At 62.8% G+C, this 17,363-nt stretch carries 18 protein-coding genes; 10 read left to right on the top strand and 8 right to left on the bottom strand.

Annotation, left to right across the window (positions count from 1 at the left end; all coding sequences use genetic code 11):
- Positions 1–18 precede the first annotated feature (18 nt).
- The 5 genes from ACN0TK_RS09895 to ACN0TK_RS09875 form a co-directional block, all read right to left on the bottom strand.
- A complete protein-coding gene (locus ACN0TK_RS09895; RefSeq protein ID WP_417309316.1) occupies positions 19–255 on the bottom strand; it encodes an acyl carrier protein in 237 nt (78 codons plus the stop codon).
- Positions 256–485: 230 nt separating this feature from the next.
- Positions 486–1,226 carry a 3-oxoacyl-[acyl-carrier-protein] reductase gene (gene fabG, locus ACN0TK_RS09890; RefSeq protein WP_417309315.1) on the bottom strand — a complete coding sequence of 247 codons (741 nt, stop codon included), beginning with the start codon at positions 1,224–1,226 and terminating at the stop codon, positions 486–488.
- A 43-nt stretch (positions 1,227–1,269) separates the two neighbouring features.
- Entirely contained in the window at positions 1,270–2,220 is a 951-nt protein-coding gene (gene fabD / locus ACN0TK_RS09885) for an ACP S-malonyltransferase (RefSeq protein ID WP_417309314.1), read from the bottom strand.
- Between the two features lie 84 nt (positions 2,221–2,304).
- Positions 2,305–2,742 (bottom strand): hypothetical protein, encoded by a 438-nt coding sequence (locus ACN0TK_RS09880; protein ID WP_417309313.1) that lies wholly within the window; start codon positions 2,740–2,742, stop codon positions 2,305–2,307.
- A 2-nt stretch (positions 2,743–2,744) separates the two neighbouring features.
- Complete coding sequence (locus ACN0TK_RS09875) at positions 2,745–3,710, bottom strand: threonine/serine dehydratase (RefSeq protein ID WP_417309312.1); 966 nt, start codon at positions 3,708–3,710, stop codon at positions 2,745–2,747.
- Between the two features lie 279 nt (positions 3,711–3,989).
- Between ACN0TK_RS09875 and rpsF the strand changes: the two genes are divergently transcribed.
- The 3 genes from rpsF to rplI all read left to right on the top strand — a co-directional run bounded on the left by rpsF (position 3,990) and on the right by rplI (position 5,332).
- Positions 3,990–4,382, top strand: a complete 393-nt coding sequence (gene rpsF, locus ACN0TK_RS09870) for a 30S ribosomal protein S6 (RefSeq protein ID WP_417309311.1) — start codon at positions 3,990–3,992, stop codon at positions 4,380–4,382.
- Between the two features lie 18 nt (positions 4,383–4,400).
- Positions 4,401–4,655 carry a 30S ribosomal protein S18 gene (gene rpsR / locus ACN0TK_RS09865; RefSeq protein ID WP_417309310.1) on the top strand — a complete coding sequence of 85 codons (255 nt, stop codon included), beginning with the start codon at positions 4,401–4,403 and terminating at the stop codon, positions 4,653–4,655.
- A 98-nt stretch (positions 4,656–4,753) separates the two neighbouring features.
- Positions 4,754–5,332 carry a 50S ribosomal protein L9 gene (rplI, locus tag ACN0TK_RS09860; protein ID WP_417309309.1) on the top strand — a complete coding sequence of 193 codons (579 nt, stop codon included), beginning with the start codon at positions 4,754–4,756 and terminating at the stop codon, positions 5,330–5,332.
- Between the two features lie 103 nt (positions 5,333–5,435).
- On the opposite strand, the gene ACN0TK_RS09855 is transcribed toward rplI, so the two are convergent.
- Positions 5,436–6,824: a DUF2254 domain-containing protein gene (locus ACN0TK_RS09855; protein WP_417309308.1), complete on the bottom strand. Its 1,389-nt coding sequence runs from the start codon at positions 6,822–6,824 to the stop codon at positions 5,436–5,438.
- Between the two features lie 238 nt (positions 6,825–7,062).
- Between ACN0TK_RS09855 and ACN0TK_RS09850 the strand changes: the two genes are divergently transcribed.
- The 7 genes from ACN0TK_RS09850 (at position 7,063) to ACN0TK_RS09820 (ending at position 14,895) form a co-directional block, all read left to right on the top strand.
- A complete protein-coding gene (locus ACN0TK_RS09850; RefSeq protein WP_417309307.1) occupies positions 7,063–8,553 on the top strand; it encodes a replicative DNA helicase in 1,491 nt (496 codons plus the stop codon).
- Positions 8,554–8,556: 3 nt separating this feature from the next.
- The gene (gene alr / locus ACN0TK_RS09845) at positions 8,557–9,684 is read left to right on the top strand and encodes an alanine racemase (RefSeq protein WP_417309306.1); all 1,128 of its coding nucleotides are present in this window, start codon (positions 8,557–8,559) and stop codon (positions 9,682–9,684) included.
- Between the two features lie 116 nt (positions 9,685–9,800).
- Positions 9,801–10,334, top strand: coding sequence for a DUF1697 domain-containing protein (locus ACN0TK_RS09840; protein WP_417309305.1), 534 nt, complete (start codon positions 9,801–9,803; stop codon positions 10,332–10,334).
- A 9-nt stretch (positions 10,335–10,343) separates the two neighbouring features.
- Positions 10,344–11,732 (top strand): DNA repair protein RadA, encoded by a 1,389-nt coding sequence (radA, locus tag ACN0TK_RS09835; RefSeq protein ID WP_417309304.1) that lies wholly within the window; start codon positions 10,344–10,346, stop codon positions 11,730–11,732.
- A gap of 123 nt (positions 11,733–11,855) precedes the next feature.
- Positions 11,856–12,464, top strand: coding sequence for a CvpA family protein (locus ACN0TK_RS09830; protein WP_417309303.1), 609 nt, complete (start codon positions 11,856–11,858; stop codon positions 12,462–12,464).
- Between the two features lie 78 nt (positions 12,465–12,542).
- A complete protein-coding gene (gene purF / locus ACN0TK_RS09825) occupies positions 12,543–14,033 on the top strand; it encodes an amidophosphoribosyltransferase (RefSeq protein WP_417309302.1) in 1,491 nt (496 codons plus the stop codon).
- A 127-nt stretch (positions 14,034–14,160) separates the two neighbouring features.
- A complete protein-coding gene (locus ACN0TK_RS09820) occupies positions 14,161–14,895 on the top strand; it encodes an SDR family NAD(P)-dependent oxidoreductase (protein ID WP_417309301.1) in 735 nt (244 codons plus the stop codon).
- Here ACN0TK_RS09820 and ACN0TK_RS09815 read toward each other — a convergent pair.
- Positions 14,865–15,854, bottom strand: coding sequence for a phosphatase PAP2 family protein (locus tag ACN0TK_RS09815; RefSeq protein WP_417309300.1), 990 nt, complete (start codon positions 15,852–15,854; stop codon positions 14,865–14,867). The genes ACN0TK_RS09820 and ACN0TK_RS09815 overlap by 31 nt on opposite strands.
- A gap of 84 nt (positions 15,855–15,938) precedes the next feature.
- Positions 15,939–17,204 (bottom strand): hemolysin family protein, encoded by a 1,266-nt coding sequence (locus ACN0TK_RS09810; RefSeq protein WP_417309299.1) that lies wholly within the window; start codon positions 17,202–17,204, stop codon positions 15,939–15,941.
- Positions 17,205–17,363: the final 159 nt, after the last annotated feature.

Raw genomic sequence — 17,363 nt, 5'->3', positions numbered from 1 at the left:
GCCGTTAGCTGCCGACGATCAGGCGACGGCTTTTTGCAGATAGGACACAGCGTCGCCGAAGGTCTGGATCGATTCCGCGGCATCGTCCGGGATTTCGACGTTGAACTCTTCTTCGAAAGCCATGACCAGCTCGACCTGATCGAGCGAGTCTGCGCCCAGATCGTCGATGAAGCTGGCCTTCTCGACGACCTTTTCCGCATCCACGTTCAGGTGTTCGACCACGATTTTGCGGACGCGATCAGCGATATCGCTCATATTCAGACTTCCTCTGTTACCAGTCTTTTTGACTAAACCTGTTCGGCGGCAGCTGCTGGGTCATCCAGACGCTGCCACTCGGACCCCTACGCCGTTGCCGGCGAACTTTAGGCGTGGCCCAACACCCTCGCAAGTGCGGAAAACGCCGAAAACACGCGGCGGAGGTAACACACTTCCTCCGCCTTTGCCATATTTCGTCAAGGCCAGTTCCCCAGCCTTCACGCCATGGCTCAGAGCATCACCATCCCGCCATTCACGTTGAGCGTATGGCCGGTGATGTAGCCGGCTTCCTGGCTCGCCAGATAGACGACGGCCGAGGCGACTTCCTCGGCAGCCCCGAGGCGGCCCGCCGGCACCTTGCCTAGAATGCCTTCACGCTGCTTTTCGTTCAATTCGTCGGTCATGGCAGAGCCGATGAAGCCCGGCGCGACTGTATTGACCGTGATGTTGCGCGAGGCGACCTCGTAGGCCAGCGCCTTGCTCATGCCGATGAGGCCCGCCTTGGAGGCGGCGTAGTTGCCCTGCCCCGGATTGCCGACGACGCCTACAACCGAGGTGATGCCGATGATCCGGCCATAGCGCTGTTTCATCATGCCGCGCAGCACGGCGCGGCTGAGATGGAAGGCAGCGGTGAGGTTGACCGCCAGCACCTCGTCCCACTCCTCGTCCTTCATGCGCATGAAGATGTTGTCGCGCGTCATGCCGGCATTGTTGACGAGGATGTCGATGCCGCCCAGGGCCTGTTCGGCAGCTGGAACCAGCTTGTCGACAGCATCGAGATCGGACAGGTTGGTGGTGATGATCGGATGATCGCCGTCGCCGAGCGCCGCCTTGGTGTCCTCGAGTGCGCCCTGGCGCGTTCCGGAGAGGGCAACGGTGGCGCCCTGCGCCGCAAGTGCCTTGGCGATCTCGCGACCGATGCCGCCAGAGGCGCCAGTCACGAGGGCGCGTTTGCCGGTGAGATCAAACATTTAGCGGCTCCTGTTCAGAGTCAGATTCAGTGAGTTAAGGCGCTCAGGCGGTGATTTCAGCGACGAAGGCGTCAACATCGGCGGCGGTGCCGATGGACACTGAGGAGGCATCAGGGGCGATGCGCCGGGCAAGGCCCGAGAGCACCTTGCCGGCGCCGAGTTCGACCAGCTGGGTGACTTCGCCGGTCTTGACAAGCCAGGTCACGCATTCGGTCCAGCGGACCATGCCGGTGACCTGAGAGACCAGCGCCTTGCGGATTTCGTCGGGATCGGAAATCGGGGCGGCCAGCACGTTGGCAACGACCGGCACGACCGGCGACTTAATCTCCACCGCGGCCAGCGCCTCGCGCATGACCGCGGCGGCAGGTTTCATAAGCGCACAATGGAAAGGGGCACTGACCGGCAGGGCCAGGGCACGCTTGGCGCCGGCCGCCTTGGCCAGTTCCATGGCGCGCTCGACAGCAGCCTGGTGGCCGGAAATGACAATCTGGCCCGGCGCATTGTCGTTGGCGATGTCGCAGGTCTGACCTTCCGCCGCCTTGAGGCAGATATCGCGCAGGGTCTCCATATCGAGGTTGAGGATCGCCGCCATGGCGCCCTCGCCCACCGCAACGGCCTGCTGCATGGCCTGGCCGCGGGTCTTCAAGAGGCGCGCCGCATCGGCGAGGCTGAAGGCCTCGGCAGCAGCCAGCGCCGAATATTCGCCCAGCGAATGACCGGCGACGAACGCGGCGTTGTCAGCCAGCGTCACGCCACGGCTGGCGAGAACGCGAGTGACGGCAACCGAAACGGCCATCAGTGCCGGCTGGGCATTCTCGGTGAGCCTCAGGGTTTCGTCGGGCCCCTCGAACATGATGGTCGACAGGTTCTGGCCCAGGGCCTCGTCGACCTCGGCGAAGACGTTGCGCGCTTCCTGATAGGTGTCGGCAAGGTCCTTGCCCATGCCGATGGCCTGACTGCCCTGGCCGGGGAAGGTAAATGCGCGCTTGGTCATCGTGAATCCCTCCGCTGAAGATCGTACGGGCAGTGCAAGAGTCTGCCGGTTGGCGGCGGCGTGTGCCGTAGGGTTAAGGCGAAGTCAAGGCGGATCGCCAGTTTGATGGGCAAGCAGATCGTCGAGCCAGAGCCGTTTGCGATACCGGACAGCCAAAAGATAGACGGCCACGAGGGTGACGGCGGCGGGGACAGAGAGCACCAGCCAATAGGGCGCGAAGGCCTTCACCATGGTGTCGGCATCGAACGTCTGGATCACGTAGAGGATGGCGCAGGTGGCGAAGGTGCCGACTGCCAAAAGCACTGTGCCGTGCCAGCGGGGTCGCAACTGCTTTCGCACAGCGAGCACGGCGATCGATACGCAGCCAACGGCGGACGGCGGCACCAGCAAGAGCGCAATGCGCCACAAGCTCGAGACGAATACGTCGCTCCCCTGAACAAGTGCAGAGACTATGGACAGGACCAGAGCGGAGAGCGGCACAATAATGTGGAACAGAATAACCGCCGCTCTCGCCTGCTGCATGCTCACTCCCCGGCGAATTCCACTTCGCTTGTATTCGCCCCACACAGTAATACACCAATACGCTCATTGGTTGCAGCCAAGTATTGACCTGACGTGAGCGCCGCCAACGCAGATGCCCCACCGGCCTCGACGGCGAGGCGGAAACCATCCCATAGCGTCCGCTGTGCGGCGCGGATCGCAGCGTCGGTGACCAGCACGGACGCGGCGATACGATCGCGCAGCTCGAAGCAGTGACGGCCGACGCGGCGTGCCCCGAGGCTGTCTGCGGCGAGACCCGAGACTTCGACATCGACCTGCTGACCGGCGGCGATCGCGGAATTCAAGGACGGAGCGTTTTCCGGCTCGACGGCGACGACTTTCACCCTATCGCCAACCGCCGCGGCAATGCCGCCGATAAGCCCACCGCCACCGACGGCGACAATGAGAGTGTCGAGATCGGCGGCCTGCTCGAGCCATTCGAGACCCACCGTGCCCTGCCCTGCGAGGGTAAGTGGGTCGTCATAGGCGTGGACTTGCATGAGCCCCCTCGCCTCGGCAAATTCCCGACTGGCGGCAAAGGCATCAGCGTAGCGCGCGCCACCAATGACGATCTGCGCACCATAGGCACGGATACGGGCGATCTTGGCCGGTGAAGAGATTTCCGGCACGAAGATATGGGCAGGATAGCCGAGCTGCATGGCAGCATAGGCGACCGCAGCACCGTGATTGCCCCCCGATGCGGCAACGACGCCACGTTCTGCACCCTCACGCAGCATGAGACTTGCGATGGCTCCGCGCGCCTTGAAGGTGCCGGAGTACTGCATGAACTCAAGCTTGAAGTTGAGAGGCTGGCCGGCCAGCCCGAGATCGGCGGCAGCGACATCCATGACGGGCGTGCGCCGGACATGGGGGCGAATGGTCTGCCAGGCGGCGGTGACGGCGGCGCGGTCGACGCGTACGAAATCTTCGGGGATGGTATCGGTCGTCATGGTCTTGGGTTCCGGCGGCGGTAAGTGTGGCCCCCTTGAGCCAGATGAATGTAGGGCAACGCAAGGCCAAGCTTGCCTTTGCGCGTCATATCTCCTATAGCCCGCCCACATTCGTTCGGCCGGGGGCTGAACGGAGGGTCGGCTATTGCCGATAGGATCCGTCGGATCCGGCCTCCCGTGTTCCCGCTCTTTAGAAGACTGCTTTGGTGCCTTTCCGGCTTCAAAGAGGCTCCGCGCCGAAAGAATGCGAGTTGAAACCAACTTCAAGGAAGGCGCTCTATGGCCCTCTATGAACACATCTATCTTGCACGTCAGGACGTGTCGGCCCAGCAGGTCGAGGAACTGACCGCAACGCTGACCGACATGATCACCCAGGGCGGCGGCAAGATCACCAAGAACGAGTACTGGGGCCTCAAGTCCCTCTCGTACCGCATCAAGAAGAACCGCAAGGCGCATTACTCGCTGCTCAACATCGACGCTCCGCACGCTGCGGTTGCCGAGATGGAGCGCCAGATGCGCATCAATGAAGACATCCTGCGCTTCATGACCGTGCGGGTCGACGCCCTCGAAGAAGGCCCGTCTGCCATGATGGCGAAGCGCGACCGCGACGACGATCGTGGCGACCGCTCCCGTGGCGACCGCTTCGGCGACCGTCGTCCCCGTCGGTTCTAATCTGGAAGGATTTCCGCAATGGCCATCAAAAATCTCACCACCACTACGGCCCGCCGTCCGTTCCAGCGTCGCCGCAAGACCTGCCCGTTCTCGGGTGCGAATGCGCCGACCATCGACTACAAGGACGTGCGCCTGCTGTCCCGCTTCGTGTCGGAGCGCGGCAAGATCGTGCCGAGCCGCATCACCGCGGTCTCTGCCAAGAAGCAGCGCGAACTCGCCCAGGCGATCAAGCGCGCCCGCTTCATCGGCATCATGCCCTACGCTGTGAAGTAATCACGGCCATCCCGTTTCGGCGGGGTATTGCTGGGGTCGCGGAATGGTCTGCGGCTCCTAACCGTCCAGTGTGACGGGACAGCCAGGAGTTATCTGAAATGAAAGTCATTCTGCTCGAGCGCGTGGGCCGCACCGGCCACATCGGCGACGAAGTCAACGTGAAGAACGGGTTCGCCCGTAACTTCCTCCTGCCGCAGGGCAAGGCGCTGCGCGCCACCGAAGCCAACCGCGCCAAGTTCGCGCGCGACCGCGCCGACATCGAAAAGCGCAACCAGGAGCGCCGCGAGGCCGCTGCCGGCATTGCCGAGGGCCTCAACGGCAAGACCATCGTACTCATCCGCCAGGCGGGCGAGACCGGTCAGCTCTATGGTTCGGTCAGCACGCGCGACATCGCCGATGCGCTGGGGTCGGACGGATTCAGCGTCACCCGCGGTCAGGTCGACCTGCCGGACGCGATCAAGACCGTCGGCATGCACACGGTTGCTCTGCAGCTGCACGCCGAAGTCGAGGTGTCGATCCATGTGAACGTCGCCCGTTCCGAGGACGAGGCCGAGCGTCAGGCCGCTGGTGAGGATCTCACCGCAATCAACTATGACGACGAAGCCAACGAAGCGTTTTCCGAGCTGCAGTCCGAGGTCGGCTCTGCCGCCGAGGATGGCGAAGGCGACGACGAGTAAGCTCTCGCTACAGCGCGAAATACAAAGGCCGGGCTCAGCGCCCGGCCTTTTTTGTGTCCCTCGTCAATGGTCCGGCGAACCCAAGGGGTGCCGGCTGCCCAACTCAGGGCATCGGCACCTCAAAGCTGGCCGCCTGGCGCACCCGCTCCTTTTCACGCTCGAACCGCAGGCCAAACTCGGCCTGCTCCAAACACAGCCGCGCCTGTAGTCGGGCGGCGTCGCGGAACTCCTTCGGGCCGATCTGCGACAGGTTGCTGAGGGCCTTTTGCAGGCGCAGCTGGATTTCTATGCGGTCAGCACCATCGCGGGCGATGATGGCGAAGCCGTCCTCGAACAGATCCTGATAGTGCAATGGGCGCACATAAAGGTGTGGGCATTTGACTTCGGGCGTCTCGCCATCTTCTTCGGTGTTCTCAGGCTCCTTGGTCCAGATCGACATGACGCGGACCAGACGGCTGATGACGTCGATCGCTGTGCCCGAATCGTTGATGGCTTCCGACAGCGCGCGTGAAGCGATTTCGGCCAGCACGACGATGCCGAAGCGCGGATCCTGATCATAGGTGCGCTCCGCGCCGACGCTCAGCGCCCCACGTACGCCTTCTCTCAGTTCATCCAGTGTCTGATCTCGTTTGGTCTTCTTGTCGTCCTGGCTGTCCCCGTCCTCTTTTTCGTCGTTCTTGCCCTCGCTTCCCGACCCATCGCCCTCGGCGGCCGCGTCTTCGAGGTCGGTTGGCAGACAGACGCGAGCGATCTCATTGCCTGCGACCACGTAAGCGCCGGGCAGTACCATGAGATAAACTCTTGTGTCGTGCTCCTCGGCCAGGGTCTCGATCGCCGCACTATCGATATGCTGCACATAGCCGGTGGAGGCTGCGGTGAGGACCACGGCCCCAGAAGGAATGGTGACTGAGTCATCCAGCCGCCGCCCCCCGAGGCAGGGCTGCTCGTTGCGGCGCAGGATGGCCTCGGTCGCGACGTCCTCGACCCGCTGTGTGGTCTCCCCCACCCGGCCCAGCCGGCTCAGATGATCGATCCAGCGCAGCAGCGCGGTGATGACCACGAGAATGACGCCCACGGTGACGACGAAGAGCACCAGCCGCCCGCGCTGGCCATAGCCGTCAATGGTCAGGGTGACGATGCCCACCAGGCTGAACAGGAAGGAGCCGATGAAGGTGGACAATACGTTCTGCGTCGTCGTGTCCTGCATCAGCAGTTTCGTCGCGCGTGGCGTGACGTTGTTGGTGGCGGCGCTATATGCCGACAGCATGACGCCAAGCGAGAAAGTGGTAACCGCCAGCATGGATGAGGCGAGCACGTTCAGCACCGTTCCCACGGCGTCGGCGCCGATGAGATCGGGGACGGACATCGGCACGTAGCTCTCGGCCGTTACACCGATCAGCGCGGTCACGACGCCGATCACCGCGAACAGAGAGGCCCTCAGCCACAGCAGGTGCGTGATCTGATCGAACAGCCAGCGCCATTTGGAAATCATAAATTTACTCCACTAAGCCCACTACACTAACGCATGGCGGACAGAATCGGTTAGCCCCGAGTCGCGTTGTTGTTGCCGCGCAAGTGGTGACAGGGGATTCCCCCGCTATCAACACTCAAGCCTGTGGAGCGCAGGCTGATACGGGTGCCGATTGCCCAATGGTGGCGATTGCTCTCGCGCCATCTCATCGCACTGGTTAAGCAAAGCTTAGCCCCCTCATAGGAGACTCCGAATCGCCATGGCAGACACGAATGTGCATCGCCTGCGTCCGGAAGACGAAAAGGCCTTCAGGCTCGCCCCGCAAAACGTCGAGGCCGAGCAGGCGCTGTTGGGCGCGATTCTGGTGAACAACGAGGCCTTCTACCGGGTGTCGGACTTTCTGATGTCCGAGCATTTCTATGAGCCGATCCATCGCGAAATCTACGAGGTGCTGGGCAAGATCATCCGTGCAGGCAAGACGGCCACGCCGATCACGGCCAAGACCTATCTGGCCGACCAGCTGACGCCGGAAGTGACCATGCCGCAGTATCTGGCGCGGTTGGCAGCCGAAGCGACCACTGTTCTCAATGCTGCAGACTACGGGCAATCGATCTACGACCTCGCGATCCGGCGCAACCTGATCCAGATCGGTGAGGAGATGGTACAGACCGCCTATGACTCCGATGTCGAGGCGACGGCCAACAAGCAGATCGAGGAAGCGGAGAAATCGCTGTTCGATCTGGCCGAAAAGGGCCGCTATGATGGCGGCTTCCAGAGTTTTTCTGCAGCGCTGACCGAAGCCATCAAGATGGCGGGCGAAGCCTATGGCCGCGACGGCTCGCTGTCGGGCACAGCCACCGGGTTGAGCGATCTTGATCGACTGATGGGCGGGCTACAGCGCTCCGATCTTATCATCCTCGCGGCGCGCCCGGCGATGGGCAAGACCTCGCTGGCGACGAATATCGCCTTCCACATCGCCAAGGCCTTCCGATCGGAAGTGACCGCCGACGGTCACAACAAGACGATCGATGGCGGTCACGTGGGCTTCTTTTCGCTCGAAATGAGCGCCGAACAGCTGGCTACACGTATTCTGGCGGAGCAGGCCGAGATCAGTTCGTCGGATATCCGGCGCGGTAATATCCACGAGAGCCAGTTCAACCGGCTGGTCGACACCTCGAACCTGATGGCGCAGGTGCCGCTTTATATCGATGACACCGGCGGCATCTCGGTGGCGCAACTGGCTGCACGCGCGCGGCGGCTGAAACGGCAGAAGGGTCTTGATCTGCTGATCGTCGACTATCTGCAGCTGCTCAGCGGCTCGTCGAAAAAGGCGAGCGAGAACCGCGTGCAGGAGCTGACCGAGATCACCACCACGCTCAAGGCGCTGGCCAAGGAGCTGAACGTACCGATCATCGCACTCAGCCAGCTCAGCCGACAGGTCGAGGCGCGCGAGGACAAGCACCCGCAGCTTGCGGATCTGCGCGAATCCGGGTCCATCGAGCAGGATGCCGACGTCGTGCTGTTCGTTTATCGCGAAGAGTACTACCTCAAGAACAAGGAGCCAAAAGAGGGCTCACCGGACCATCTCGCATGGCAGAGCGAGATGGAACAGGTTCATGGACGGGCCGAGGTGATCATCGCCAAGCAGCGTCACGGCCCGACCGGCACCGTGCAGCTCAGCTTCGAGGCGCAGTTCACACGCTTCGCCAATCTGGCGCAGTCGGACTACCTGCCGGAGCGGATGGAGTAAGTGATGGCGGCACCGGCCATCGCGACCGGATATGGCGGTCGCCTGACCGTCGATCTGGGCGCGCTGAAACGCAACTGGCAGGCGCTCGACAAGGTGAGCCGCGGCGCGCTGACGGGCGCGGTGGTGAAGGCGGACGCCTATGGCACCGGCATTGCAAAATCCGGGAAAGCACTGTTCGACGCCGGAGCCAGGTTCTTTTTCGTGGCGACGCCCGACGAGGGCGTGGCGCTGCGCGCGGCCCTGCCCGACGATAGCCATATATTCATTCTCGACGGCCTGTTTCCCGGCGCAGCGCCCTTGTATGTCGGCGAGCGGCTGATGCCGTGTCTGAGCTCGGTGCCGATGCTGGAAGAATGGCTTTCGGCCTGTCTGCAATCGAACCAGGCGCTGCCGGCGGCACTGCATTTTGACACTGGCATCAACCGGCTCGGTTTTCGGCTCAACGAGACGGTGATGGTCAAACGCATGATCGAGCAGATCGGCTTTGCACCACAGATGATCATGAGCCACTTGGCCTGCGCCGATTTTGCCGGGCATGAGAAGAACCGGACGCAGCTTGCGCTGTTCAGCTCGGTGATGGCGCAGTTTCCCAATATCCCCGCCTCGCTGGCCAATTCTGCGGCGCTGATGACCTCGCGCGAAACGCATTTTCAGCTTGTCCGTCCGGGCATTGCGCTCTACGGCGGCCGGGCCGTCGCCGGCCGTCGAAACCCGATGCACCCCGTGGTGACGCTCGAGGCACCGATCCTGCAGATCAAGGACGTCAAGACCGGGGAATCGGTGGGCTATGGGGCGACCCAGACCATGGTTCGCGACAGCCGGCTGGCGATTGTCGCGATCGGCTATGCCGATGGATTCTTCCGCTCGCTGTCGTCTTCGAACCAGCGGGCCGGTACCAAAGTGGTGGTCAATGGCCAGGTTGTGCCGCTGGTCGGACGCGTATCGATGGACATGATCGGCGTGGACGTGACGGAACTGAACCAGATCCCCTCCCCCGGCGACATGGTGGAGATCATCGGCAAGCAGATTACAGTCGACGACCACGCCGATGCCGCCGGCACGATCGGCTATGAAATCCTGACTAGCCTCAAGGGCCGCTATGCCCGGCAATATGTCGAGAGCGACAGCTGAGATCTGCCGGGGGCCTGGCAATGCCGATGGCAACTGACGGCGCTATATGTTCTCTATTTGTTCTTGCACGCCGGTATTTGGTGGGCTAGGTTTTCAGCTAACTCGCAGGAGTTTCAGTGACCACCTACATCGCGCTGCTGCGCGCTATTGGACCCGCGACCCACAAGGTGATGTCGATGCACAAGTGGTGGGAGGCGGCTTCGCGGGTGTTTGACGAGCCCGAAACCTATATCGCGACCGGGAACATGATCTTTGAAAGCAGCATGGGGCGCGCAGAGGTGACACGGCGGATGAACGCCATCGTGAGTGAGCTTGGCCTGGGAACTTCCAACCGGGCCGTGATCCGGACGCTACGGCAGCTCAAGACCGTGTTGCGGTCCGATCCCTTCAGCGATGCAACAGCAGAGCGCCCGGGCGACGTGTCGGTGCATTTCTTCGCTAAAGGGCGACCGAAGCTCGACTGGATCACGAGCTATGACGGGCCGGAGCGGATCGCCGCGGTCGGCCCGCAACTGATTGTCGACTATGGCACGGGCGGAGAAAGCAGTCGGCTGCGCCCGTTGATTGAGAAGCGCTCTGGCGAGGCGACGGCGCGGAACTGGAACACGCTGCGCGGACTGATCGAGCGCGCGCAGCTGCACGAAAGCTAGGGATCCGATTTGGCACGCGCGAAGACCACCTATGTCTGTCAGGCCTGCGGGGCGGTAACGCCGCGCTGGCAGGGGCGCTGCGAGAGCTGCGGCGAATGGAACACGATCGTCGAGGAAATCGTCGACTCGGGGGTTGGTGCCGGACCGAAGTCGGCGGTGGCCGGGGGACGGCCCGTAGCACTTGTGCCGCTGGCCGGTGAGACCGAGACGGCGGCGCGGGTCACCTCGGGCATCAAGGAACTCGACCGGGTGACCGGCGGCGGCTTCGTCATGGGCTCGGCGTTGCTGGTGGGCGGCGACCCGGGCATTGGCAAGTCCACCCTGCTCTTACAGGCGGCAGCGGCGCTGGCCGAAGGCGGACGCCGGGTGGTCTATGTGTCGGGCGAAGAGGCCGTGGCGCAGGTGCGGCTGCGGGCGCAGCGTCTGGGGCTCGGCGACCGTGATGTGCTGCTGGCCAGCGAGACCAATGTCGAGATCATCTTGGCGACGCTGCAGAACGGGCCGGCGCCGGACCTCGTGATCATCGACTCGATCCAGACGCTGTGGACCGATCGCGTCGACAGCGCGCCGGGCACGGTGACGCAGGTGCGCACCTCGGCGCAGGCGCTGACGCGCTTCGCGAAAAAATCCGGCGCGGCGGTGGTGCTGGTGGGACACGTGACCAAGGACGGTCAGATCGCCGGACCGCGCGTTGTCGAGCACATGGTCGATGCGGTACTCTATTTCGAGGGCGACGCGAGCCACACCTTCCGCATTCTGCGCGGCGTCAAGAACCGCTATGGCGCGACCGACGAGATCGGCGTGTTCGAGATGTCGACGCTGGGCCTCCGTGAGGTCGACAATCCATCGGCGCTGTTCCTCGACCAGCGCGACCGCGACGCCGCGGGTTCGGCAGTGTTCGCCGGGATGGAAGGAACGCGCCCGGTTCTATGCGAAATACAGGCGCTGGTTGCTCCCTCCCCACTCGGTACACCGCGCCGCGCCGTGGTGGGCTGGGAGACATCAAGACTGTCCATGGTACTGGCGGTACTCGAGACGCGGTGCGGGGTGCGGATTGGCGCCAATGACATCTATCTGAATGTTGCAGGCGGGCTGAAGATCAACGAGCCTGCCGCCGATCTGGCGGTAGCGGCAGCGCTGATTTCGTCACTGACAGGCTCGCCGCTGCCCGCCGACGCAGTCTATTTCGGCGAGATTTCTTTGGCCGGCGGGGTGCGGCCGGTGGTGCATGCACCGCTGCGGCTGCGCGAAGCCGGCAAGCTCGGCTTCAAGTCGGCGGTCACCGGGCGACTCGCGTCGTCCGACCAGGGCGGAGACCTTGCCATCACCGAATATTCCGAACTCGCAGCGCTGATCGGACAGATCGCCGCGGGTGGGAAAAAGCAGGCAGCCGAGTAGCATATTGGCCACCCGGTCCGGTTTTCGTGAACATCGGGCAAACCGTGGCGCCGCTACGCTTGGCAGGCGTGGCTTTAGCCGCTACACGGGAATTTCAGCTGGTCGCACGGGCGGATTTCTTAAATGCTGACTGCATTCGACGTGGGCGTCGGGGTTCTGGTACTGATCTCGGCCATTCTCGCCACGGCACGCGGGTTCACCCGCGAGATACTATCGCTGGCCACCTGGGCCGGTTCGGCCGCGATTGCCGCCTATGCCTATTTCAACCATCAGGACATTGCGCGCTCCTATATCGCTGAGCCGATTATCGCCGATGTGGTGACCGTGCTGGGCACGTTCATTGTGGCGCTGATCATCCTGCATCTGCTGACCATGCGGATTGCCGATTTCGTCGTCGACAGCCGCATTGGCCCACTCGACCGGACCCTGGGCTTCGTGTTCGGCGTGGCACGCGGCGTGTTGATCGCGGTGGTCATTGCGCTGTTCGGCCTCTGGCTGTGGCCCGGCCAGCTGCCGCCTTGGGCTGCCGACTCCAAATCTTTGCCGGTGCTCACCGATTTCGGCAATCGACTGATCTCGATGCTGCCGCCTGACGTCGAAAAGCAGGTCACTGATCTGTTGCAGCGCGGCACCGGTGACGATGACACGCCGATCGACGATGGCGGCGCAGATTCGCTCGAGGATGGCTCGCCGCTCGACCCCGTGCCACCGGCGAGCGTTGGCGGCGCCTGATGACTTTGAAGTGAAGCCATTGCACACTCGCTGATCTGGCGCGATTTGCGAGCCAAATTATATTCCAAGGTGACAAGCGTGGGCGATACGTCGAAATCCGTTGCCGAATGGGACCTTGATACGCTGCGCGAAGAGTGCGGCGTGTTCGGCATTCTGGGGCATCCCGAAGCCGCAACACTGACAGCGCTGGGGCTGCATGCGCTGCAGCATCGGGGCCAGGAAGCCGCCGGCATCGTCAGCTTCGACGGCAAGCAGTTCCACACCGAAAAGCGGATGGGTCTGGTGGGCGACCACTATACCGATCCCGCGACCCTGGCGCGGCTGCCCGGATCGATCTCCATTGGCCACACCCGCTATTCAACCACCGGCGATGTGGCACTGCGCAATGTGCAGCCGCTGTTTGCCGAGCTCGAAGAAGGCGGGATCGCCATTGCGCATAATGGCAATTTCACCAACGGGCTGACGCTCAGACGCCAGATCATCGCGACGGGCGGCATCTGCCAGTCGACGTCCGATACCGAAGTCGTGCTGCATCTCGTGGCACGCTCGCGACAGAGTTCTTCGTCTGACCGGTTCATCGATGCCATCCGGCAAATGCAGGGTGGTTATGCCATGCTGGCAATGACGCGCACCAAGCTGATCGCGGCGCGTGACCCGATCGGAATTCGTCCACTGGTTATGGGCGATCTCGATGGCAAACCGATCTTCTGTTCTGAAAGCTGCGCACTCGACATCATTGGCGCCAAGTTCGTGCGCGACGTTGAAAACGGCGAAGTGATTATCTGCGAAGTGCAACCGGACGGCTCGATCAGCATCGATGCGCGGAAGCCCCGGCGGCCGGAACCGGAACGGCCGTGCCTGTTCGAGTATGTCTATTTCGCCCGCCCCGACTCGGTGGTGAGCGGTCGCAGCGTCTACAAGGCGCGCAAGAATATGGGCAGCAATCTAGCAGAGGAATCGCCGGTAAATGCAGATGTGGTGGTTCCAGTGCCGGATGGTGGGACGCCAGCGGCCATTGGCTTTGCACAGGCCAGCGGTATCCCGTTCGAACTGGGGATTATCCGCAACCACTATGTCGGCCGGACCTTTATCGAGCCGACGCAATCGATCCGGGCGTTCGGGGTCAAGCTGAAGCACTCCGCCAATCGCGAGATGATCGACGGCAAGCGGGTGGTGCTGGTCGACGATTCCATCGTGCGCGGAACGACATCGCTGAAGATCGTGCAGATGATCCGCGAGGCCGGAGCGACCGAGGTGCATATTCGCGTCGCGAGCCCGATGATCTATTTCCCGGATTTTTATGGCATCGATACGCCGGACCCGGAGCATCTTCTTGCCAACAAGTACAAAGACATCGAGTCCATGTGCCGGTTCATCGGTGCGGATTCGCTGGCGTTCCTGTCGATAGACGGGCTGTACGACGCGGTGGACGGGGTGAAGCGCAATCCGCAAGCGCCGCAGTTCACCGACCACTATTTCACCGGGGAATATCCGACGCCGCTGACCGATCTTGATGGCTGGAACCGGGGCGAGCCGAAAACTGTCGCCATGATGCGCGAAGCCAGCTGAGGCACCTGGCCGCGACTGGCATCATGCCATGGCGCCCTGCTGCGCCAAGTTGACCTCGTGCCGGGGGCTTTCGTCTCAGGTCAGTCATGGCTAAAAGCAGCCTGCCCTTCCTATCCGGACCATTTTCATGAACGCCACAGCCCTTGCCGACAAGATCGTCCTCGTTACCGGCGCCTCGCGCGGCATCGGCTATCAGGCCGCGCTGGAAGCGGCGCGACGGGGCGCTCATGTGATCGCCGTGGCACGCACTGTGGGGGGATTGGAAGAGCTCGACGACGAGATCAAGGCGATCGGCCAGTCCGCGACGCTGGTGCCGCTCGACCTGCGCGAGTTCGACGGCATCGACCGCATGGGCCGGGCGATCTTCGAGCGCTGGGGCCGGCTTGACGGGCTGGTCGGCAATGCCGGCGCACTGGGCCTGCTGAGCCCGGTGGCCCATGTCGAGCCAAAGGATTTCGAGCAGGCGATGGCTGTTAACGTGACGGCGAACTACCGCCTTATCCGTTCGATGGACCTGCTGCTGCGCCAATCCGCTGCCGGCCGGGCGGTATTCGTTTCGTCTTCTTCGGCAGATTCGGCCAAGCCCTTTTGGGGCCCCTATGCCGCCTCGAAGGCAGCGCTCGAGGCGCTGGTCAAGAGCTATGCCGGCGAGATTGCCAATGTCACGGAGGTGCGAGCAAACCTGTTCCACCCCGGCGCGGTCCGGACGGCGATGCGGGCCAAGGTGGCCCCGGGAGAGGATCCCGCCTCCCTGCCTCACCCGTCCGAAGTGGCACCGGCGCTGATTGACATGATCGAGCCAGGCTTCACGGAAAACCGCGTGGTGGTCGATTACCCAAGCGGGGAAACGCGCGCTTTCTGAGCGAAGCGACCGACCAGCCACCAGATCGTCGTTACGGCAGCGATCGAGACATAGCCATCCAGCGCGTAATGCCAGGCGAGATAGACCGAGCCGGTGAGGATCATCAGCAGGTAAACGCAGCCGAAGAGTCCGGCGACGCGGTTGAGCCGGAAGAGCAGCAGTACGTTCACCGTTGCAATTGCCACGTGCATGCTGGGCATGGCGGAAATGCCGGTGCCCATGGCGGGATGCTCGACACCATAGTTGGAGAGCAGCATTGAGCGCATCAGCGCCATATGCTCGCCCACCGCACTGGCGTTGAGTTGGGCCAGCAGTTCGGCATAGCGCGGGCTGTCATAGAACTGATCGTAAAAGATCGGCCCGACCGACGCGAGCAAGGTGGCGAGGACGGTGCCGAGCAGCGCGATCGTGAGCGCCATGGTGGTGAAGTATCGCTGGCGCAGTGCCGGGTCAGGATGCAGCGCCACGCCACCCATGATGCCGAACCACATCAGCACCCAGATGGGGCCATAGAGTACGCCGATGAAGTAGCCGTACCAGTCGGGAATGACCTGATGGAGCCAAAGCCCGAGATCGCCGAAATGTATGGCGTGATCAATATTGGCGAGGGCAGGATCGGCCCAAAATGGGATGAATCCGGTGATCGAGAGCTTGAAGGTAGTGAAAGCTGCGATGCCGAGTACGGCCAGCAGCGCGGTGACAAGAAACGGCAGGGTTCGGCTGCGGAGCAATTCGCCGACATAGGCCAGCGGCGCTGAGCGCCGGCGCACCAGAGCTGCTATCGAAATGCCGAGGATCAAGAGAGACGGCGCTGCTGTGAGTGCCTGGCTGGCATAGTCGGCCACCATCGAGAGGTAGACCTCGGGGCGCAGCAGCGCGGCCAGCCCGGCGTAGCCCAGAACCAGAAGTGGCAGGCGTGGCAGGCGTGACGGCTTCGCGATTTCGACGGCATCCGTCATGGCAGGCACTGGCATATGGGGTGGGATAGCACCAAAATGCCGGGCAATTGCTGCCACACGGTTAATAGAGGCTCACCGCGAAGATCAGCTGTCGATGCGTGTGACCAACACCTTGTCGATACGCCGGTTGTCCAGATCGATGACTTCGAGCCGCCAATCTCCACGCTCGAAGAACTCGCCGACAGCTGGCAGATGATTGAGCTCGGCCAGCACATAGCCGGCAACCGTTTCAAATTTCGCGTCCTTGGGGATCGGCACACCGATCTTGTCCTCGAACTCGTCGACCTGCATCCAGCCCGATACCAGGAAGCTGCCATCCTCGCGCTGGGTGAAGGCGTCCTCGTCGCCCCCTTCTTCCTGGAACGCACCGGTGATGGCTTCGAGAATATCGCCAGGGGTAACGATGCCTTCGAAATGCCCGTACTCGTCAAAAACCAATGCCATATGGACGAGCGAGGCACGGATGGCCTTCAGTGCGTCGAGGGCGCTGGAGCGATCCATGACCACGGGTGCCTGCTTGACCAGCGCACGCACGTCGACGGGTTCCGCGGCCAGCGCGTTGTCGACGAGATCCTTACGCACGATGACGCCAATGATCGAGTCGACCGGGCCGTCCTGCACAGGCAGCACAGAATGGCGTGTCTTGCGTAGCTTTTCGAAAATTTCGTCGTCCGGATCGGCAAGATCGAGCAGCTCGACGTCGAGACGCGGAGTCATCAGGCCACGGGCGGAGCGATCAGCGAGGCGCATCACGCCAGTGATCATGTGGCGCTCCTCGCTTTCGAGGACGCCCGCGCTCTCGGCTTCAGCGATGAGAGATTTAACCTCTTCGTCGGTGACCTTTTCCTCGGTCTGCCCACTCTGGCCGAGAAGGCGCAGCACGGCCTTTCCCGAGATATCGAGCAGCCACACCAGCGGTGCCGCTACGGTAGCGACGACGACCATGACTGGCGCAACCCGGCAGGCGACGCCCTCGGCATCGCGCAGCGCGATCTGCTTGGGCACCAGTTCACCAATGATCAGCGACAGATAGGTGATGGCGATAACGACGATGCCGACGCCGAGAGGGGCGGCAATGGCCGGATCCAGCCCAGCGCCGATTAGGGTCTGGCTCAGCCGATCGCCAAGCGTTGCGCCCGAAAACGCGCCGGACAGGACGCCCACCAGGGTAATGCCGATCTGAACCGAAGAGAGGAACTTGCCCGGGTCCTGCTGCAGCTTCAGCGCGACACTGGCCCCGGTCACGCCCTCGTTCGCGAGAGAGCGTAGCCGCGCCGGCCGGGCCGAAACCACGGCAAGTTCAGACATAGCGAGCAGGCCGTTGACCACAGTCAGGACAGCGACAATCAATAATTCGAGTATCAAGGGCTTATGTGCGTTGCGGCCCCGCACTCAGCATCGGGTCGCTTATAAGCCTTGCACTATAGCGATTGCGACGCGTTTCGCGAAGGGCGTTTCTTGCGCGGCGTCGGGTCGCGGCTAATCCTTGGCGTAGGGGTTCTTGCCCGT

Origin of the sequence: Devosia sp., assembly GCF_048261455.1 — a bacterium.
Classification (GTDB): Bacteria; Pseudomonadota; Alphaproteobacteria; order Rhizobiales; family Devosiaceae; genus Devosia_A.
Note: the sequence above shows the minus strand (reverse complement) of the source record. Positions and strands in the feature narration are given on the sequence as shown.